14 protein-coding genes are annotated in these 20563 nt (G+C 50.0%); 8 read left to right on the plus strand and 6 right to left on the minus strand.

Going from position 1 to position 20563, the window contains the following annotated elements; all coding sequences use genetic code 11:
* Positions 1 to 15: 15 nt before the first annotated feature.
* The gene (locus tag PSI9734_RS00670) at positions 16 to 972 is read right to left on the minus strand and encodes an AAA family ATPase (protein ID WP_173919198.1); all 957 of its coding nucleotides are present in this window, start codon (positions 970 to 972) and stop codon (positions 16 to 18) included.
* Positions 973 to 1130: 158 nt separating this feature from the next.
* Here PSI9734_RS00670 and fadI point away from each other — a divergent pair, with 158 nt between their 5' ends.
* Entirely contained in the window at positions 1131 to 2441 is a 1311-nt protein-coding gene (gene fadI, locus PSI9734_RS00675) for an acetyl-CoA C-acyltransferase FadI (protein ID WP_173919199.1), read from the plus strand.
* Positions 2441 to 4573, plus strand: coding sequence for a fatty acid oxidation complex subunit alpha FadJ (fadJ, locus tag PSI9734_RS00680; protein ID WP_173919200.1), 2133 nt, complete (start codon positions 2441 to 2443; stop codon positions 4571 to 4573). Before fadI ends, fadJ begins: the two co-directional genes overlap by 1 nt.
* 51 nt (positions 4574 to 4624) lie before the next feature.
* On the opposite strand, the gene PSI9734_RS00685 is transcribed toward fadJ, so the two are convergent.
* From PSI9734_RS00685 to nadK, 5 genes are all read right to left on the minus strand, one after another.
* Positions 4625 to 7222, minus strand: a complete 2598-nt coding sequence (locus tag PSI9734_RS00685; protein ID WP_173919201.1) for an EAL domain-containing protein — start codon at positions 7220 to 7222, stop codon at positions 4625 to 4627.
* A gap of 85 nt (positions 7223 to 7307) precedes the next feature.
* On the minus strand, positions 7308 to 10049 hold the full coding sequence (locus PSI9734_RS00690) for an insulinase family protein (RefSeq protein ID WP_173919202.1): 2742 nt from the start codon (positions 10047 to 10049) through the stop codon (positions 7308 to 7310).
* A 51-nt stretch (positions 10050 to 10100) separates the two neighbouring features.
* Complete coding sequence (bamE, locus tag PSI9734_RS00695) at positions 10101 to 10436, minus strand: outer membrane protein assembly factor BamE (protein WP_425500046.1); 336 nt, start codon at positions 10434 to 10436, stop codon at positions 10101 to 10103.
* A gap of 131 nt (positions 10437 to 10567) precedes the next feature.
* On the minus strand, positions 10568 to 12247 hold the full coding sequence (recN, locus tag PSI9734_RS00700) for a DNA repair protein RecN (protein WP_173919204.1): 1680 nt from the start codon (positions 12245 to 12247) through the stop codon (positions 10568 to 10570).
* A gap of 80 nt (positions 12248 to 12327) precedes the next feature.
* Positions 12328 to 13218: an NAD(+) kinase gene (gene nadK, locus PSI9734_RS00705; protein ID WP_173919205.1), complete on the minus strand. Its 891-nt coding sequence runs from the start codon at positions 13216 to 13218 to the stop codon at positions 12328 to 12330.
* Positions 13219 to 13330: 112 nt separating this feature from the next.
* On the opposite strand from nadK, the gene grpE reads away from it, so the two are divergent.
* From grpE to dapB, 6 genes are all read left to right on the plus strand, one after another.
* Entirely contained in the window at positions 13331 to 13960 is a 630-nt protein-coding gene (gene grpE, locus PSI9734_RS00710; protein ID WP_173919206.1) for a nucleotide exchange factor GrpE, read from the plus strand.
* Between the two features lie 206 nt (positions 13961 to 14166).
* Entirely contained in the window at positions 14167 to 16092 is a 1926-nt protein-coding gene (dnaK, locus tag PSI9734_RS00715; RefSeq protein WP_173919207.1) for a molecular chaperone DnaK, read from the plus strand.
* A 111-nt stretch (positions 16093 to 16203) separates the two neighbouring features.
* Complete coding sequence (gene dnaJ / locus PSI9734_RS00720; protein WP_173919208.1) at positions 16204 to 17346, plus strand: molecular chaperone DnaJ; 1143 nt, start codon at positions 16204 to 16206, stop codon at positions 17344 to 17346.
* Between the two features lie 34 nt (positions 17347 to 17380).
* The gene (locus tag PSI9734_RS00725; protein ID WP_173919209.1) at positions 17381 to 18175 is read left to right on the plus strand and encodes a M48 family metallopeptidase; all 795 of its coding nucleotides are present in this window, start codon (positions 17381 to 17383) and stop codon (positions 18173 to 18175) included.
* Positions 18176 to 18464: 289 nt separating this feature from the next.
* Positions 18465 to 19700, plus strand: coding sequence for a dicarboxylate/amino acid:cation symporter (locus PSI9734_RS00730; RefSeq protein ID WP_173919210.1), 1236 nt, complete (start codon positions 18465 to 18467; stop codon positions 19698 to 19700).
* On the plus strand, positions 19697 to 20506 hold the full coding sequence (gene dapB / locus PSI9734_RS00735; protein WP_173919211.1) for a 4-hydroxy-tetrahydrodipicolinate reductase: 810 nt from the start codon (positions 19697 to 19699) through the stop codon (positions 20504 to 20506). The genes PSI9734_RS00730 and dapB overlap by 4 nt, the downstream gene beginning before the upstream one ends.
* Positions 20507 to 20563: the final 57 nt, after the last annotated feature.

Consider the following 20563-nt stretch of genomic DNA (forward strand, 5'->3'; position numbering starts at 1 on the left):
TGTCGCCAAGCGCCGTTATGGAGTTGGAACTTCTTGTAAAATAACTTGTAGCGCTTGGTCTGCGGTCACACCGTCGGCTTCGGCCTGATAACTCAATATGATCCGATGCCGCATAACGTGCGGGAATACCGCCTGGATGTCGTCGGGGGTGACAAAGTCACGGCCGTTGAGCCAGGCTTTTGCGCGTGCACAGCGATCAAGAGCAATGGTTGCACGAGGGCTGGCACCGTAACTCAACCAACGCGCTAAATCGGCATGGTAGTGTTCTGGCTGACGTGATGCAATGACCAGTTGTACTAGGTAGTTTTCAACGTTTTCATCGATAAAGGTTTCCAGCACTTCCTTGCGCGCGCCAAATATATCGCTTTGCTGCAGTGGTGTGGGCATGGCCACTTCCCCATGCAGTTCTTCGCCGCGAGTTAAACGTAAAATGTCTAACTCGGTGTCGGCGGCTGGGTAGTCCAGGTTTAGCTGCATTAAAAACCGATCAAGCTGTGCTTCAGGTAACGGGTAGGTACCTTCCTGCTCGAGCGGGTTTTGCGTAGCGAGCACCATAAACAACTCAGGCAAGGGATACGTCGTTTGGCCAACGGTTATTTGACGCTCCGCCATTGCTTCTAACAGTGCAGACTGAACTTTGGCAGGTGCCCGGTTAATTTCATCAGCCAAAATAACATTATGAAACAAAGGCCCTTGCTGAAATACGAACTCACCGGTTTCAGGTCGATAAATATCAGTGCCGGTTAAATCTGCTGGCAATAGGTCAGGGGTGAACTGAACGCGGTGGAAGTCACCTTCGATTCCTTTGGCGAGGGCATTCACCGCGCGCGTTTTAGCTAGCCCAGGTGGGCCTTCGACGAGTAAATGGCCATCAGCCAGTACGGCGATAAGCAAGCTCTCAGTGAATTCGGGTTGCCCTAAAACCTGACTATCTAGGTAATTGCGCAGGCTTTGAAACTGTTCTGCAGCCATGTCGACCTCTAAAGTGTTAGCGTGTGTCTATACTCTATTATGCACTGTAACGAAAACAAGAGTTTAATTCTGCGGATTAAACGGCTAAAATTTGTAATAATCTATGAGGTCTGACCAGATTACGTGGTGACCTAATTTACCAACAGAGGTAGTTGAACATGACGTCACGTCAACAATTGACAACCGCAAACGGAGATCGCATTGCCGTTGTGGCCGGCTTGCGTACGCCGTTTGCGAAACAAGCAAGCTATTTTCACGGTATTCCAGCACTCGACTTAGGCAAAATGGTCGTGCAAGAAATGCTCAATCGTTACGGCTTAGACGGCAAAGAAGTTGAACAACTGGTGTTTGGCCAAGTTGTGCAAATGCCATCGGCGCCCAATATCGCACGTGAAATTGTGCTAGGCACAAGTTTACCGGTCGGTACCGATGCTTACAGTGTGTCGCGTGCCTGTGCGACCAGCTTTCAGTCGACCGTTAACGTGGTGGAGTCAATGTTGGTGGGCAATACCTCGGTAGGCATTGCCGGTGGTGCAGACTCCTCTTCGGTGTTACCTATCGGCGTGTCGCGTCGACTGGCACATGCGTTGGTCGATTTAAACAAAGCGCGCAGCTTAGGCCAAAAATTGGCGATTTTGAAGCGCTTGAGCTTTAAAGATTTGGCACCAGTACCGCCAGCTATTGCAGAATACAGCACCGGCTTAACCATGGGGGATACGGCTGAGCAAATGGCGAAGAGCCATGGCATTAGCCGCGCTGATCAAGATGCCTTGGCACACCGTTCACATTCTTTAGCCCATGAAGCATGGGAAGCTGACAAGCTCAATGACGAAGTCATGACGGCTTACGCGGAACCTTATAAAGACTTCTTGCGTCGCGACAATACCATTCGAAGCAATAGCACTTTAGATGGCTATGCCAAGTTGAAGCCAGTCTTTGACCGCAAGCATGGCTCGGTAACAGCTGCCAACAGTACACCTTTAACCGATGGTGCTGCAGCGGTGCTATTGATGACCGAAAGTAAAGCCAAAGCACTTGGCTATGAAGTTTTGGGGTATATCAAGAGCTACGCGTTTAGTGCGATTGGCGTTGAGAAAGACATGCTCATGGGGCCGTCGTATGCTACCCCTATCGCGCTTGACCGCGCTGGCATGAAGCTGTCTGATCTTGATTTGATTGATATGCATGAAGCCTTTGCGGCACAAACTTTGGCTAACGTGAAAATGTTTGGTAGCAAAAAGTTTGCCGAGGAAAAACTTGGTCGCAGCGAAGCTATCGGCGATATCGATATGGACAAATTTAACGTACTGGGTGGCTCTATTGCCTATGGCCACCCCTTTGCCGCAACGGGTGCTCGCATGATCACGCAAACCCTGCGTGAACTGCAACGTCGCGGTGGCGGCGTCGGTTTAACCACCGCCTGTGCCGCCGGTGGTTTAGGTGCAGCAATGATTTTGGAGACAAACTAATGACTGATACGCAACGCGCATTTACTTTAGAAACTCGTGATGATGGCGTGGCAGTCATTCATATTGACGTGCCTGGCGAGTCAATGAATACCCTCAAAGCAACCTTTGCTGATGAAGTCAGCGATGTCTTGGCTAAACTTGAGGCGTTATCGACCCTCAAAGGTGTGGTTGTGATAAGCGACAAGCCGGGCTCATTCGTAGCTGGTGCCGACATCAGCATGATCGACGGTTGTGATAATGCTGCCGATGCCGAGAGCCTAGCACGACAGGGCCAGGCGATGTTCGATCGTATCGAACAGTTAAAGGTTCCAGTGGTTGCGGCCATTGATGGTGCCTGTTTAGGTGGTGGCCTTGAATTAGCGTTGGCCTGTCACTATCGCATTTGTACGGACAGCAAAAAAACCGCCATTGGCTTGCCTGAAGTACAACTCGGCTTGCTGCCTGGTTCCGGTGGTACCCAGCGCCTACCGCGCTTAATTGGCATTCAGAAAGCGTTGCCGTTGATGTTAACGGGTAAGCAATTACGCGCAAAACAAGCCAAGAAGCAGGGCATTGTGGATGAAGTGGTGCCGGCGAGTATTTTGCTCGACGCTGCGGTTGAGAAAGCTCTAAACAGTAAGCCGCGCGTGCAAAAAGTTACTCACAGTCTCATGAACAAAGCGCTTGAAGGCACCAGCGCTGGGCGTGGCATTATTTTCAAAAAGGCCCGTGAACAGGCACAGAGCAAAGCCAAGGGCAATTACCCAGCCTTGGATAAAATTATTGATACCATCGCTTATGGTGCCGACCGAGGTATGAGCGAAGGCTTGGCCTATGAAGCACGGCAGTTTGGCGAATTGGCCATGACCCCGGAGTCGAAGCAGCTGCGCGGAATTTTCTTTGCCACCACGGCAATGAAAAAAGAAACCGGTGCCGGTGATACGCAGCCGGCAGCTGTGAACCGTGTAGGGGTGTTAGGTGGCGGCTTAATGGGCGGTGGCATTGCCTATGTCACGGCGATTAAAGCCGGGCTGCCGGCGCGGATTAAGGATATTGCAGAGCCTGGTATCACCCATGCGTTGAAGTACAGTTACGACTTACTCAATAAAAAAGTGAAACGTAAGCATTTACGTCGCGCTGAGATGGAACAGGCAATGTTACGGCTCAGCGGTAGTCTCGACTACAGCGGGTTTGAGCGGGTCGACGTGGTGATTGAAGCGGTGTTTGAAGACCTTGAGCTGAAGCAAAAAATGGTGGCTGATATTGAAGCTGTGGCACCTGAGCATGCGATTTTCGCGACCAACACTTCCAGTCTCCCCATTACGCAAATTGCGGCCAAGGCTGAACGGCCACAAAATGTGATCGGGTTACACTACTTTTCACCCGTAGATAAAATGCCGTTGGCGGAAATCATCACCCATGACAAGACCTCTGAGCAAACCATCGCAACCACAGTTGCGCTGGCGAAGAAGCAGGGTAAGACACCAATAGTGGTCAAAGACGGTGCCGGTTTCTATGTAAACCGTATTCTTGCCCCTTATATGAATGAGGCCGCTCGTCTGGTGCTTGGCGGTGAACCTATTGATGCGGTTGATAAAGCGTTAGTGAAGTTTGGTTTCCCAGTGGGCCCGATGAAGCTGATGGATGAAGTTGGCATCGATGTTGCTGCCAAAGTTGCGCCCATCATGGCGAATGAGCTTGGTGATCGTTTCCGGGCTCCGGATGCGTTTTCGAAACTACTCGATGACGACCGCAAAGGTAAGAAGAACAAGAAGGGCTTTTATAGTTACTCAGGTAAAAAGCCGGGTAAAGAGGTTGACGCTGAGGTCTACAGCTTGCTTGGAGTGCACCCTGAGGCCAAACTAACCGCCACCGAAATGGCGCAACGTACGGTGTTCTTGATGTTGAACGAAGCAGTCTACTGTCTGGCTGAAGGTATTATACGCAGCCCGCGCGACGGTGATATTGGTGCCATCTTTGGTATTGGTTTCCCACCATTCCGTGGTGGTCCGTTCCGCTATATGGACAGTCTTGGTTGTGCTGAGGTGGTAGGGCAGCTTCGCGCCTATGCCAAACAACATGGCGAACGTTACGAGCCGGCTCCGTTATTGGTTGAAATGGCCAACGAGGGACGTCAGTTTTACCCTGAATAAGTTGTAACAACACTGGCCAGCTGTACCTTAAGAGCACATAAGTGCAGCTGGCTAGGTGTTTTTGACGGTCGCTAAAGTGGTTCTGATATGGTCTAAGAAGTGCTCACGACGCAGCGGCTTGGCAAACAAGAAGCCTTGGGCAAACTCGCAATTAAGGGTATTCAAGGTACTGGCTTGGTCATGATCGACAACCCCTTCGGCGACCACATCGAGCCCCATGTTATGCGCCATGGCAACAATGGAAGCGACCATGTTACGGTCACGTTCTGCGCCGTTAATGTCGTCGATAAAGGCTTTATCGATTTTCAGTGTTTGAATTGGGAAACGTTTCAAGTAAGCCAGTGACGAGTAGCCCGTGCCGAAGTCATCAAGTGCCAAATGAATACCGCAGTTATTTAGCTCTGTCATGATCTCAATCGCGCGCTCAGGGTCGTCCATAACCACCCCTTCGGTGATTTCTAACTCTAGATGTTCAGCCGCTAAGCCTTCTTCCTGCAGAATCGTCATAATGCGCTTGGTTAGATCGGGTTGTAAAAACTGCTTCGCCGAGAGGTTTACTGCCACACGCCCCTGTACGGCTCCCGCCGCGACCCATTCACTCATATCACGGCAGGTTTGCCGTAATACGCGCTCACCCACATCAATAATTAAGCCAGTTTCTTCGGCAAGTGGAATAAACTCGCTTGGGCTAATCACGCCCGTATCGGGTATCTCAAGACGAACTAGGGCTTCAAGGCCAACAAACTTATTCGTACGCAACGAAACCTTCGGTTGGTAATGTACCTGTAAGTAGTTGTTCTTCAGAGCGTTACGCAGTTGGTTTTCGACCTGCAACCGGCGTACGGCGTTTTTACTCATTGATTCACTAAAGAACTGATAGGTGTTACCGCCACGATTCTTAGCGTGGTACATCGCCGTATCGGCATTTTGCAGTAATTCCTGTGACGATTGCCCGTCGTTCGGATAAACCACAATACCAATCGAGCTGGTCACTACGATGTCATGGCCACTAATATGAAACGGCTTCGACAAACACTCGAGAATACGTTCCGCAGCAGAGGTAATAACGCGCACATCGGCGGTATCTTCGAGCAGCAGGTTGAATTCATCACCACCGAGACGATAGAAGGTATCGTGTGGGCGGCCAACCTCGGCAACACGCTCAGCAACATGCATTAACAAGTGGTCACCAATTTCATGGCCTAATGAATCGTTAATTTTTTTGAAGTCATCCAAATCAAAGAGTAACAACGCATGCATAATACGTTTGCGGACTAGGTTCGAATGACTCATTTGGAAATAAGAACGGTTTGGCAGCCCCGTTAAGGTGTCGGTATTTGAAAGACGTCTTAATTCACTCTCAGCATTTTTTCGATCGGTGATATCAGAGAAGGTCGCAACGTAATAGGAAATTTCGTTGCCTTCATCGAAAATAGCATCAAAGGTGAGTTCCATTTGGTACACGGTGCCGTCTTTACGCAGGTCTTCAATTTCGCCGTGCCAACTACCGTGCTGCTGGACCATTTGAATAATTTGGTTCAAGTAATCAGGACTATAGAGTTTCAATTCAAGCTTTTGACCCAACATGTCGTCGCGCCGATAGCCGGTAATTTTACTGAACGACTGGTTGGTCTCAACGACTTTAAATTTGTGGTCATAAATACAAACACCGTCGGAAATATTGGTAATAGACGCTGCGAGCATTTTTAAACGTTCTTCAGCGGTCACGAGCGGGGTGATGTCTTTAAGTGTACCGGTCATGCGCGCGGGTTGTTGTTGATCGTCATAAGTGACAATTCGGCCTCGGTCGAGCACCCACATCCAACCTTTATCAGTGGCGATGCGATAGGTTTGTTCGTAGTGACCGGTGCGACCGTCTAAGTAGTCGCGTAATGCGCGTTGAACTTTATGAAGGTCGGACTCGTGAATATTTGAGGTGCTTACATCGATACCATCGCGGATACCGTCTTGCGGGAAGCTCTTAAGCTGGCGCCAGGTGTTATGGCGGTGTAACTCGTTGGTTTTTATATCCCAATCCCAAAGTTGGTCGCCACTTCCCCACAAGCTAAGCTTCAGTCGCTCTTCGCTGTCGCGTAATAAATGTATGGCTTGGCGTCGCGCACCTAAAATAGTACCAAAGGCTAAAAGTAACCCAAGCAGCAATGCCACATAGATCGCAATCGCCCATGGTGACAGCCACATGGGCGCGGCGACCGTCACATTCAAGCTGCGCTCACCTACCCAGGCGTCGCCATTTTCTGAAGCTTGTACAATAAATTGATAATCGCCAAAGTCGATATTGGTATAGGTTGCGCGGCGATAGTCAGCGTCGGTATAAATCCAGTCTTTATCGAAACCGTCGAGTTTATAGCGATAATAAAGTTTTTGCGCGGCAGGGGCGTAGGGCGCACCAAATTCAATGGTTAGCGGCTGGTCTAACGTTGGTAGGTGTAGGCTTTCGGCACTGTAGAGTTGGGTACGGTTCCGTTCGTCAAGCTCATTAGCATTGACCGGCTGGTTCGCAACACGCAGCGTGATCAATTCCACACGCCAGTCTTCTGCGTTTACTTGCGCAGTTACTGGAGCGATAAGCGACAAAGCTAACAGCCCAGTCAACCACCACTTAATCACTAGTGTCTTGAAACGCACGTGTCATCCCATTGTTAGGTCGTGTTCAGGCACAACTCTTATTTTTGTTATATATCCGTCAAGTTAAACAATAATTGCGCGGCTGTCAAAGCCCTTGAGGCGTTGCTGTTATAAAGCCTTGATCGTCTGCTGCAAGTAAAAGTTGACGAATGCGCTGTATAAAAAATTCGGTTGTATGGTTTTCCAGCGCTTGTGCAATAAATTCTAAACGTTCAAAGTTCACATCATGCTGCGCAATACAGGTCCATAACCGCTGGCTGCGCAATCGGAGGTTGGTATCAGGCGCGCGAAGTTTTTGCACGAGAAAGCCTCGAATGGCATCTAGCTCTTGCGCTCCAAGCTCTTCAAGTTGCTCAACAAAAGCATGTGTGAAGGCGTCAATTCGAGCACTTAAAATGTCCGCGTTATAGCTACTGCTTTGCACATATAAAAGTAGGTGCGGGCGTTGTTCAATGGGCATATAGGTGCTGCCCACCACATAACCTAACTGTTGATGAGTACGTAACTGGTTAAATAAGTGCGGTTGAATAAATTGGTTGAGTAGCAGCACGGTGGCTTGCTCTAAAATAGCCGTCGAATGCCCTTGAATCACCAATAAGGCTGCATGGTCATCATGCAAGGTACGTAATTGACCGCGTTGTTCGAATTTACCGTTACGTTTTAGTTCAGCGACCGCGTGCGTCGGCGGAACTTGTGCTTGTAGGTCGTCGCTTAATTGAAATAACCCTTGGGCGCTTTCTAAAATTGGTGCGACGCGTTCTAAGGTGAGATCACCATGGGTAAACAAACGAATTTCAGCCTCGCCGAAGAGTTGCTGATGCCATTGTTCAAAAGCTTGATGGTCGACCTTACTTAGGCTTGCTGCCAAGTCGCTTAAGGCATACATATGCGGCTGCAAAAGTACGTTGAGCCGAGCAAACAATAGGTTCAGGGGGCGATTAGCCAGCGCCGACTGCCAATTCGATTGTAGCTTCTGGTGAATATCGTGCCATCGCGCCGTACTGAACTTAGGCGCAATAAAGCGTTTCAATAAGGTTGCGGTTAGTTCAGCAATACCCGCAGAGTAACCACTTACATGCAGGGTTATACCGTAATGTTGAGGGTATATATTAAAGTGTAAGCCAGCGATTTCTGCGTCGTAGCATTCTTCGTTGAAGCGGTCGATCATTAACTCGCACCATAATCGCGCACAGGCGTAATGTTGTGCCGAACGAGTTGCTTGAGGTAACACGAACTGGCAGTAAACATGCGCCTTGGGCGCGCGGAAATCAGGGTCTTGCAGGTGCCAATGCGAAAGCCCCTCACTAACTTTATAAAAGTTGGGGGTTGAGCTTCGTGGCTCTGCTAACGCCAGCGGCGCAGCAACGGGCTTTAAGTAAGGGTTCGCAGCTGGCAGCGTGGCCCAGGCTTCACCTGGCTGCGACCATTGGGTAATCTGTGCATCAGTGAGCGCTTTAAGTTGATAGTCCGTGCCGTAGATAGGTTCATGGGTATCGACCTCAACCTGTCGATGAATGTGGGTGGCGCGCATATTTGTCGGCACCATAGCGCCCAGCAACTGGCGAGCTTTGGTAAGGTTCAACTGATCCATACGGTAGTCACCAAAAATCAAATCATGCTTTGAGTAATGGTGCATGTTGATTGCCAGTTGAGCAGCTAAGTCAGCTGTTCGTGCGGGCTCTTGAAAACGGAAGGCATTGGCAATGGCGACTTGCCGCTCGTGGTAACGCCAAGCCTCAAGGCCTTGTTGTTCAATGAGCCGCAGGGTGGCAAATACTTGTTCGATGATAAGGTCGGTGGCAGCCATTCCCTCATCGGTAAGCTGCATATTGATATTGAAGTCTTTAAAGTTGCTACCACTAATGCCACCCCCTGCCGCCAGGCTATTCACTAAGTTACGGCGGTGCAGTTCGGCAAACAAACTACCTGGCCCTTCGTAGCCAAGTAAATGGGCGATGAAACTGGTGGTTTTATAGGCGTAATCATCATCGATTCCGGGTAGGGCAAAGGCCAAAATAAGTCGCCTGGCGTCTTTAACAGGGCGGACATTGAGTTGAATACCTAACTGCTCTGGCAAATACAGGGGCTCGGTCTCGCCGGTAACGGCTGGACCCTTACCGCGAATGGCGGAAAAGTGTTCGGTTGCTAAGGCCTCTAACTCTGCAAGTGACTGTGGACCGGCCACAACTAGGGTCATGCGGTTGGCTCGATACCAGTGGTCAAAGAAGTGTTCCACCTTGGCTTTAAGCGCGTGGGTATCGCCGTTATCGGTTAAGGTTGCTAAGTTACCGACGGAAAATTTATGAAACGGGTGTGCCGGATTCGAAGTCGCTTTGTGCACTTGATACAGTCGCCGCAACTCGTCCTTTTTCTTTAGTTGAAACTCCGCTTCAATCGACTGAACTTCTTTGGTGATCCACTCAGGGTTAAACGTCGGCTGATAAAAGAACCGCGCGAAGCGATCAAGGGCGTCGCTAAAGGCGTCACTGTCACAGTTGAAGTAGTAGCTGCTAAACTCAGTACCTGTCCACGCGTTATGCTGACCGCCATGTTGGTGTATAAAATCTTGGTAGGCGGTTGCGCTTGGATAGCCTTGAGTTCCAAGAAATAACATATGCTCAAGAAAATGAGCGAGCCCTTGGTAGTCTTTTGGATCTTGAAAATGGCCCGCCGCAACCGCTAAGGCTGCGGTGCTTTGCGGTGTTTTTGCATCATGAACAAGGGTGCACTGTAGGCCATTAGCAAGGGTGACCATCGCATAATCGCGATGGTCAGTAGGGCTTTGAATACTATCCGTATAACGGTCGAGGCTGTTGCTCGGCTCCATACACTCCCCAAATTATTCGTGTGTTGCGGAGGTGCGCTGGCAACGGCCTAATTATTGATCCAGCGGCGTGTCAAAATTTTCAGGACGGTCGAAGTCACCTTGGTAGTTAGCCAGCTTGCCGTCATCAAATGTTAGCGTAACGCTCCGACGATAATCGTTATTGGTACCAGATTCCATATTAAAAACGTAATACCAAGTGTCGTTGTCAAAAGCGTTTTCTGCAACTGGAACACCAAGTACGTAGGCGACTTGTTCTTTCGTCATACCAACCCGCAGTTGGTTAACATCGCGTTGCTCAAGATAATTTCCCTGCGGTACATCAATACGATAGACAAGTTTGTCAAATACGGAGCAACCACTTAATGCGATCACCATGCCGATTAGCATAAGTTTTTTCATAAATTATAGTTTACTTCTAGTTTGAGGAACTCATTAGTAACGATGATAAACAAAGCTATCGTGAATAACTAGCCTTGCACACAAGATTGACCGCAATCTTGTGTGATTGTTCCCTTTGACTAGGATGCGGTGGCTAATAACTCAGCGGCATTTGCTTTGGTTGCCGCCGTAATACTGTCACCGCCCAGTAGGCGGGCGAGCTCTATCACGCGATGATCGTGATCTAGGGCTGTCATTTTGGTCTCGGTACTCTCGCCATCGGTGACTTTATCGACCCGTAACTGTTGATGAGCTAATGCCGCAACTTGCGGTAAATGAGTAACGCAAATGACTTGATTGTCTTTACCTAGTTGGCGCAACAACTTGCCCACAGTCGCTGCGGTGGCACCACTGACGCCCACATCGACCTCGTCAAACATAAGTGTTGGTGTTGTCATTTGGGCGGCGGTGATCACCTGAATGGCGAGGCTAATGCGCGACAGCTCACCCCCTGATGCAACCTTGGCCAAGGCTTGTAGTGGTTGGCCAGGGTTGGTCGTCACCTGGAAGCTAACGATATCGGTACCGAGCTTCGTCGCTGTAGCTTGCTCTTGGTGCTCGACCGCAATCACGAAGCGACCATGGGGCATATTGAGTGCCCGCATAGACGTTGAAATTTGTTCACTAAGCTCGGTTGCTGCGCGCTGGCGTTGCTTGGCGAGTTTAGCGGCTGCTTGACGATAATGCTGCGCTGCAGTTTGCACCTTTTGATCTGATTCGGCTAATTCAGCTTCGGCATTTTCTAGATCTTCAAGCTCTTGGCTAAGTTGTTGATGCAACTGGGGTAGCTGTTCAGGATCAAGCTGATGTTTGCGGGCAAGTTGAACTGCCTGCGTCACTCGCCGCTCAGTTTGCACGAGCAAGTCATCGTCGATTTCAATTGCGTCGCTATAGAGCCGAAGTTCACGCGCGGCCTCTTCAATCTGCACACTAGCTTCTGCGAGCAATTTCACCACGGGTTCAAGCTGGGTATCGTTACTTAATTGCTGCTCGAGGCGTTGCAGGGCATTTTGTACCAAGCCATAGGCATTATTATGCTCACCTTCAAATAAGGCATTAAGTGCGAATTGGCTGTCTTCTTGCAGCTCCGAACTATTGCTCAGGCGTTTGTGTTGTTGCTCCAACTGAGAATATTCATTTTCTTGCAGCGCAAATTGGTTCAATTCTTCGACCTGATAACGTACTAATTGAGCACGCGCTTGGCGTTCCTCTTGTTGCTGCTGTGCAAGTTTTTGTTGCTTGCGCAATTGATACCAGTTCTGGTAGCGGTTTGCGACTTCGGCGAGCAAGTCGGCGTGACGCGCATAGGCATCGAGCAGTTCCAGTTGGTGTTCCGGCTTGGTGAGGAGTTGGTGTTCATGCTGGCCATGAATATTCACCAGCAGTGGCGCCAGCTGTTTAAGCTGACTCACGGTAACGGGGTAACCATTGATCCAGGCTTTAGAGCGGCCTTCGCGCGTAATTAAACGCCGCAGCACGCAATGATCTGGTTCTTCTTCATCAAGTAACTCGCTGTCATTGAGCCAGCGCTCTGCCGGTGAAGCCGAATTGACTTGAAAGCTTGCAATCACTTCCGCCTTATCGGCTTCTGCACGAATGGCGTCGCTCTCTGCACGGTTCCCCAAGCACAGCCCTAAAGCATCAAGGGCAATGGACTTACCGGCACCCGTCTCGCCTGTGATGGCGGTCATGCCGGTGGTAAAATCTACGGTTAATTGACGAACCACGGCGAAGTTGCGAACTTGTAAATGCATCAACATGCGGAACCTCTCTTTTACACCTGTTACTGTGTTTACATACAGTAGTTATACAGTATCTATACAGTATTGCAAGGTGTGCGTTAAAAGAGTCGGCTACCCCATCCAAGTTTGTTTCTTAAAACTTTGAAATAACTATGATCTTTGGGATGAATTAAACGCAGGGTATGGGGGTATTTGCGGATCAGTACCTGATCGTTGGGCAACACTTCCATGCGTCGATGGCCATCGCAACTAATCTGTAAGTTACCATTATGCGGGGCTGGATGTAGGTGCAGGGTACAGTCCGCATCCACCACGATAGGGCGGCTACTTAAGGTATGGGGAAACATAGGCACTAACGAAATGGCGTTAAGATTTGGGGTCATGATGGGGCCGCCGCCAGACAACGAATAGGCGGTTGAGCCAGTAGGGGTGCTGATAATGAGTCCGTCAGAGCGCTGGCTGTAGACAAAATCACGGTCAACGTAAACTTCAAACTCAATCATATGAGCCACTTTGTCGGAGTGCAGCACTACTTCGTTAATGGCACGCCCAACTTCTTTGCGTTGGCCGTCACGAATCACTTCTGCCTGAAGCAAAAAGCGTTGTTCGGCGAGGTACTCGCCGCGTAACACGGGCAACAGTTGTGCAACCACATGATCTGGGTCTAAGTCGGTTAAAAAACCAAGGTTGCCGCGGTTCACGCCGATCACGGCAATGTCGTTTTCACAGAGCACACGAGCGGCGCCGAGCATATTTCCATCGCCCCCCACTACCACCGCAAGGTCGGCCGCTTGACCAAGGTCGTCAAGGCTAAAGGTTGGGCTATCACTCTCAGCTAGTTGTTCAGCGGTGCGCTGCTCGATAATCACGTTGACACCAGCAGCTTTAAGCTCGCGTTCAAGCGTCAATAGTGTCGTACGAGTGGCTTCATGGTTGACCTTGCCCAAGAGCGCAATACGCTGAAAGGCGAAGTGTTGCGTTGCTGCCATGTAAATATCCTCAATTTTGTACGGTTTAGCCTTGAATCGTCAACGAGCGCCCCCATAACTGACGGCAAGTGAGCACACGCTTAGTTATACCACACTGAAAGAGTAACGAAACATGACAAAACACGATTCTGCTGAGGAAAATAAGCAAACTGAAGTTGAACTGGACAATCAAGAGCAGGCGACGGAAGCAGCGGCCTCTGAACAGAAGCATGATGACAACGAGCAACCTGCCGAAGAACAAGCAGCCGTTGAAGGCGACCCAACAGAGGAACGTTTAGCGGAACTTGAGCTAGCACTAGCGCAGGCGGAGCAACGCGCGGAAGAATCAAAGGATCGTGCGGTTCGTGCTGTTGCTGAAATGGAGAATGTGCGTCGGCGGGCGAGCATTGATATTGAGAAGGCACATAAGTTTGCCTTAGAGAAGTTCGCCAATGAATTGCTCACCACCGTCGATAACCTCGAGCGCGCTTTAGCAATTGCGGCTGAGGAAGACAGCATCAATGCGAACTTCCTGGAAGGTATCGAGTTGACCCATAAAGGGTTACTGACGACGCTGCAAAAGTTTGATGTTGAGCCAGTGGGCGAAGAAGGCGACGCCTTTAACCCAGATCTGCACCAAGCAATGTCGATGCAGGCGGCGGAAGATAAAGAAAATAATACTATTTTGGCAGTGATGCAAAAAGGCTACACCCTAAGTGGTCGTCTATTGCGCCCCGCCATGGTAATGGTCGTAAAAAACTAGCAGTTGCAATGCTGCTCGGGCTGAATAAATAAAGGTTGGCAAAAATTTTTACAATGCTGCAGTTGCGGCTCTTGTAATTCTCGATCGAAGCCCCATTTATCAGTCACTTTAATGATGATTCTGCTGTGGAAGGCATTGAAAATGACTCAATGCACCCCATATCAGGAATAACGAATTAGTTTTGAATGTTGGAGTTGGAGACACACATGGGCAAAATTATTGGAATCGATTTAGGAACCACAAACTCGTGCTTAGCGGTACTTGATGGTGATAAGCCGCGCGTCATTGAGAACGCGGAAGGTGAGCGTACTACGCCTTCGGTTGTTGCATTTACCGATGACGGCGAAACGTTAGTGGGCCAGCCGGCGAAACGCCAGGCGGTGACAAACCCTAACAAAACATTGTTTGCGATTAAACGCTTAATCGGACGTCGTTTTAAAGACGAAGAAGTACAGCGTGATATCGGCATTATGCCGTATAAAATTATCGAAGCTGAAAACGGCGACGCTTGGGTCGAAATCGGCGACGACAAAAAAGCACCACCACAAATCTCTGCAGAAATCTTGGCGAAAATGAAAAAGACCGCAGAAGATTATTTGGGTGAAAAAGTAACGGAAGCGGTCATTACTGTACCAGCTTACTTTAACGATGCTCAGCGTCAGGCTACCAAAGATGCGGGGCGTATCGCTGGCCTTGAAGTAAAACGTATTATTAACGAGCCAACAGCTGCTGCCTTAGCCTATGGCCTCGACAAGAAGAAAGGTGATAACACTATCGCAGTGTATGACCTTGGTGGCGGTACCTTTGATATTTCAATCATCGAAATCGATGAAGTTGAAGGCGAGCACACGTTTGAAGTATTGGCGACCAACGGTGACACGCACCTTGGTGGTGAAGACTTTGACAACCGTTTAATCAACTACTTGGTTGAGCAATTCAATAAAGACCAAGGTATCGATTTACGCAAAGATCCACTTGCAATGCAGCGTCTGAAAGAAGCTGCCGAGAAAGCGAAAATCGAATTGTCGTCAGCACAACAAACGGAAGTAAACCTACCGTATATTACTGCTGACAACACCGGTCCTAAGCACTTAGCAATCAAAGTAACGCGCGCCAAGCTTGAGTCGTTGGTTGAAGACTTAATTAGCAAGTCGCTAGAGCCAGTGAAGCAGGCGCTTGCAGACGCAGATTTATCGGTGAGCGATATTCAAGACATTATCGTGGTTGGTGGTCAGACACGGATGCCAAAAGTACAGCAAGCTGTGACTGACTTCTTCGGTAAAGAGCCACGTCGCGATGTCAACCCTGACGAAGCCGTTGCCGTAGGTGCAGCCGTACAAGCAGGTGTCTTGCAAGGTGATGTGAAAGACGTATTGCTACTTGACGTAACTCCATTGTCGCTTGGTATTGAAACCATGGGCGGGGTCATGACCAAGCTAATTGAGAAGAATACGACGATTCCAACCAAGCAATCGCAGACGTTCTCAACAGCGGAAGATAACCAGTCAGCGGTAACCGTGCATGCGATTCAAGGTGAACGTAAGCGCGCCAGCGATAACAAGTCACTGGGTCAGTTTAACCTTGAAGGTATTCGTCCTGCACAACGTGGCGTGCCGCAAATTGAAGTAACCTTTGACCTTGATGCGGACGGTATCTTGCACGTGTCAGCAAAAGACAAAGACACTGGTAAAGAACAGAAGATCACCATTAAAGCTTCTTCAGGCTTGAGCGACGACGAAGTTGAAAACATGGTTCGTGACGCCGAAGCACATGCTGAAGAAGATCGTAAGTTCGAAGAAATGGTGCAAGTTCGCAACCAAGCAGATGCCTTGGTTCACGCAACCCGTAAGCAACTTGAAGAAGTTGGTGAAGGTTTAGATAGCGCTGAGAAAGAAAAAATCGAAGCGGCTATCGGTGAGCTAGAAACCGCTGTGAAGAGCAACGATAAAGAAGAAATCGAAGCGAAGCAGCAGGCATTGGTTGAAGCTTCTGGCAAGCTGATGGAAGCCGCACAGCAACAAGCACAGCAGCAACAAGGTGCTGAAGCGGGTGCTGAAGGCGAACAAGCGAAGCAAGACGACGACGTTGTTGACGCTGAGTTTGAAGAAGTGAAAGACGAAGATAAAAAGTAATCATACGCCCACCGGGTGTCTGTAATCGAAGCGCACGGGGGTTGCCAGTAGGTGGCCTCCGTGTATTCGTTTCAGAACGTAGCTAAATAGGAAAGTGGAAGACGCAACATTATGGCGAAACCAGATTTGTATGAAGTGCTGGGCGTAAGCAGAGATGCCAGCGAACGCGACATCAAGAAAGCCTACAAGCGTATGGCGATGAAGTACCATCCAGACCGTACCAAAGGCGATAAAGACCTTGAAATGAAGTTTAAAGAGGTTAAAGCCGCTTACGAGGTGCTTTCGGATCCACAAAAACGTGCTGCTTATGACCAATATGGTCATGCTGCATTTGAGCAAGGCCAAGGTGGCTTTGGTGGCGGTGGTGCCGGCGCCGCAGACTTCGCGGATATTTTTGGTGATGTGTTCGGTGATATCTTTGGTGGTGGCGGTCGACGTGGCCAGGCACAAGCTGCGCGTGGTTCAGACCTGCGCTACAACCTCGAGCTGTCCCTAGAGGAAGCTGTACGTGGTAAAGAAGTCGACTTGAAGATACCTAAGCTGTCTGAGTGTGACGATTGTGACGGTTCAGGTGCGCAGAAAGGTTCAGGTGCGGAAACCTGTTCGCACTGTCATGGCAGCGGTCATATTCAAATGCGCCAAGGGTTCTTTGCAGTACAACAGCCTTGTCCGCACTGTCGTGGGCGCGGTAAAGTGATTAAGAATCCGTGCCGTACCTGTCATGGTGACGGCCGCGTTGAGCGCACTAAAACGCTGAATGTAAAAATACCAGCGGGCGTGGATACCGGTGATCGAATACGCCTCAATGGTGAAGGTGAAGCCGGCGAAATGGGCGCTCCAGCGGGTGACCTGTACGTACAGGTGCATGTTCGCGAGCATTCAATTTTTAAACGCGATGGCAATAACCTATATTGTGAAGTACCTTTAAGCTTTACCCATGCTGCGCTGGGTGGCGACATTCAGGTGCCAACTCTGGAAGGTAAGGTTAAGCTTAAGATACCCACTGAAACGCAAACTGGAAAACTATTCCGCCTGCGTGGCAAGGGGGTTCGCTCGGTCCGCACGGGCGCTGTTGGTGACTTAATTTGTAAAGTTGTTATCGAGACACCGGTGAACCTTTCCGAAGAGCAGCGTGAGCTGTTACGACAACTTGATGAATCTATGGGAAGTGGCGATGAAGCTGCGCGCTATCGGCCGAAAGAAAAAGGCTTTTTTGATGGCGTAAAACGCTTTTTCGATGACCTCCGCGGTTAAGCCTCAGCCCGCTTAAACAGATTGGAGAAACGCGATGCGCACCCTAAAATATGGACTTGTTGCCGCCGGTTTATTAAGCCTTGTGGCTTGTACGCAATCACCGACTGGTCGGTCGCAGTTACAATTGTTCAGTAGCAATGAAATTGCGCAACTGGGTGCGCAAAGTTATAGCGCTCTTAAAGAGCAAGAAAAGGTCTCCAACGATCCCGCATTAAATCGTTATGTGCAGTGTATTACCGACGATCTTATAGCCGCGCTGCCAGCGCCATGGGCACAGCAACAATGGCAAGTGACGGTGTTCGACAGTGAAGCGGTGAACGCGTTCGCACTGCCAGGCGGTAATATTGGCGTTTACACAGGCCTTATTGAGGTTGCTGAAAATCCAGCTCAGCTTGCAGCGGTCATTGGCCATGAAATTGGTCATGTGATTGCACAGCATAGCAACGAGCGGATGTCGAACCAATTTGCGGCTGGCTTAGGCATGCAGCTTGGTGGCTTGTTGATCGGCCAAGAAATGGAAAGCGAAGAGGCGGCACTGGTCATGGGCGCACTGGGCGTTGGCGTGCAATTAGGTTATTTACTTCCGTATTCACGGATTCACGAAAGTGAGTCAGACGAACTAGGTCTCGGCTACATGGCAGCCGCCGGTTATGACCCTCGCGAAGCCGCTGAGCTATGGCGTAATATGGCGCAGCAGGGCGGTCCAACGCCACCGGAATTTCTATCGACGCATCCGTCGCCACAAACGCGAATTGAGAAGCTTGAAGAGTTAGCGGTTGATGCAATGCAAACCTATCAACAAGCCCCCAAAGCCAACTGCCGCTTATAGAAAAGCGATGTTAGCTGTTTGCTGTTAGCTGTTCGATAAGAGCTGAAACATAGAGCGATGTTCGCTGTTTGCTGTTAGCTGTTCGATAAGAGCTAAAAACTAGAGCGATGTTCGCTGTTCGATGTTTGATGTTCGATAAGAGCTGAAACATCGCTTTCGCCTTTTCCAACATCGAACATCAAACATCAAACATCGCTTTCGCCTTTGTGCATAACGCATAACTTTTCGTTCTAAACCATTCCCCCTTGCCGCCCGTATAATTCCCCATTTCCATCTGATGCGAGGAACTATGCTTAAAGCTTGGTTTGCAATCCCTTTTTGGCAACGTGTGCTCGGAGCCTTTGCTATTGGCGTCGTGGCGGGGCTGATCGCGCCTGATTTTGCCGTGGCCCTTAAACCGCTGGGCGATCTATTTATACAAGCCTTGAAGATGTTGGTTGCGCCATTGATCTTCTGCGCCATAGTGAACGCGATTCTGCAATTCGGGGAAGGTGAGAACTTAGGTCAAATCGGTGCCAAGACCGTTGGACTCTTTTTGCTGACAGCGGTGATAGCCAGTGTCATTGGCTTGAGCGTCGGTAGTTTACTTGATATTGCACCAACCCATGAGTTGGCGGCTGCGGCCGATCACCAAAATAAAGTCGTGCCGGGTCCGGTCGAAGTCTTCCTCAATATGATCCCAGTGAACCCTTTTGCTGCTCTTAGTGAAGGGAAGATTTTACAAATTGTGGTATTTGCCGCGTTGGTTGGTATCGCGATTCGGCAGGTAGGTGCGCCAGCACAGCCATTGGGTGACACCCTTAAGGCTGGCGCGCAAGTGATGTATCGCATCACGAAAATGGTGTTAGAGCTCACGCCGTTGGGAGTTCTTGGCTTAATGGCATGGGTTGTGGGGCACTACGGATTAAGTAGTTTAGCGCCGTTAGCGGCATTTGTCGGTGCGATTTATTTGGCCTGCTTGATTCATATCGTGGTGGTGTATGGCGGTATGGTTAGGATGGCCGGCATGTCACCGTGGTTCTTTTTTAAATCGGTGTTCTCGGCGCAATTAGTCGCCTATACCACCTGCAGTAGCTTCGGGACCATTCCTGCGGCACACCAAGCCATCACCGAGCGGCTAGGGGTTAAAAAGTCGTATGCCAGCTTCGTATTGCCGTTAGGGGCAACGATTAACATGGACGGCTGCGGCGGTATCTATCCGGCGATAGCTGCGATATTTATCGCGCAGTTGTACGGTATTCCACTAGAATGGATGGATTATCTATTAATTACCGGTACCGCAACGCTCGCCTCCATAGGAACCGCGGGCGTGCCTGGAACTGCGTTGGTGATGCTGACAGTAACCCTTAATGTGATAGGCTTACCGCTTGAGGGGATTGCCTTTATTGCCGCCATCGATCGAATTATTGATATGGCCAGAACGGCAACCAACGTGACCGGCGATATGGCGGTGGCCGTCGTTTTAGGGCGGAGCAACCCAAACAACCCTGAAGCTATGAGTGCAGAGGTACAACAATCGACATGAAAATAGCGGTGATCGGCGCCAGTGGGCGTATGGGAAAGGCGGTCATAGATGAACTGGCGCAGCAGCAATTAACCTGTGTTGCGGCGATTGTCGGTGATCAGTCAGCGTCATTAGGCCAACGCGTTACTACAGCGCCAGAGCAAGCGCTTTTCTACACAAGCGGAGATGAGCTAACGACGGCCGATATCGATGTGGTGATCGATTTTAGCTTGCCTGAAGCTCTCGCCCACAACCTGACGCTGGCAGAGCGACTCGGAGCGGCCATGGTGGTGTGTACCACTGGCCTCGAGACTGAACAGCAGCAATTGTTACAGCGCGCTGCAACGTCGATACCTTTGCTTTATGCGGCAAATACCAGCGTCGGCATCTGCGTGCTTGAGCAGCTGGTTGCAGTGGCCAGTGCTGCCATGCCAGCGACAGATATTGAAATTTTAGAAGCCCACCATAGTGCCAAACGTGATGCACCTTCAGGTACCGCGCTTGCGTTAGCGCAGGCGGCTGCAGGTGGGCGAGGGCAAGACCTTGCCGCTTGCGATGCGCAGATCCGTGGGCCGTCGGCACGTCGCCCGGGTAGCATTGGCTTTGCGGTTCAGCGCGCCGCTGACATTATCGGTGAACATAGTGTGTTAATGGCACAACCGGGTGAACGCCTTGAACTGAATCATCGAGTCAGTGACCGTCGGGTGTTTGCCCGCGGAGCTGTGCAAGCGGCACAATGGCTGGCGCAGCAACCTGCAGGCTATTACCAGATGCGCGATATGCTTGATCTGAACGCCGTGCTAAAGCAATTGCTGGCGGAAATTTAACTAGACGTGGTGGCGGTTTTTCATTAAAATAGTCCCAATTTGCCAACCTGTGGTTGG

Source organism: Pseudidiomarina piscicola, from assembly GCF_902806985.1.
Taxonomy (GTDB): Bacteria; Pseudomonadota; Gammaproteobacteria; order Enterobacterales; family Alteromonadaceae; genus Pseudidiomarina; species Pseudidiomarina piscicola.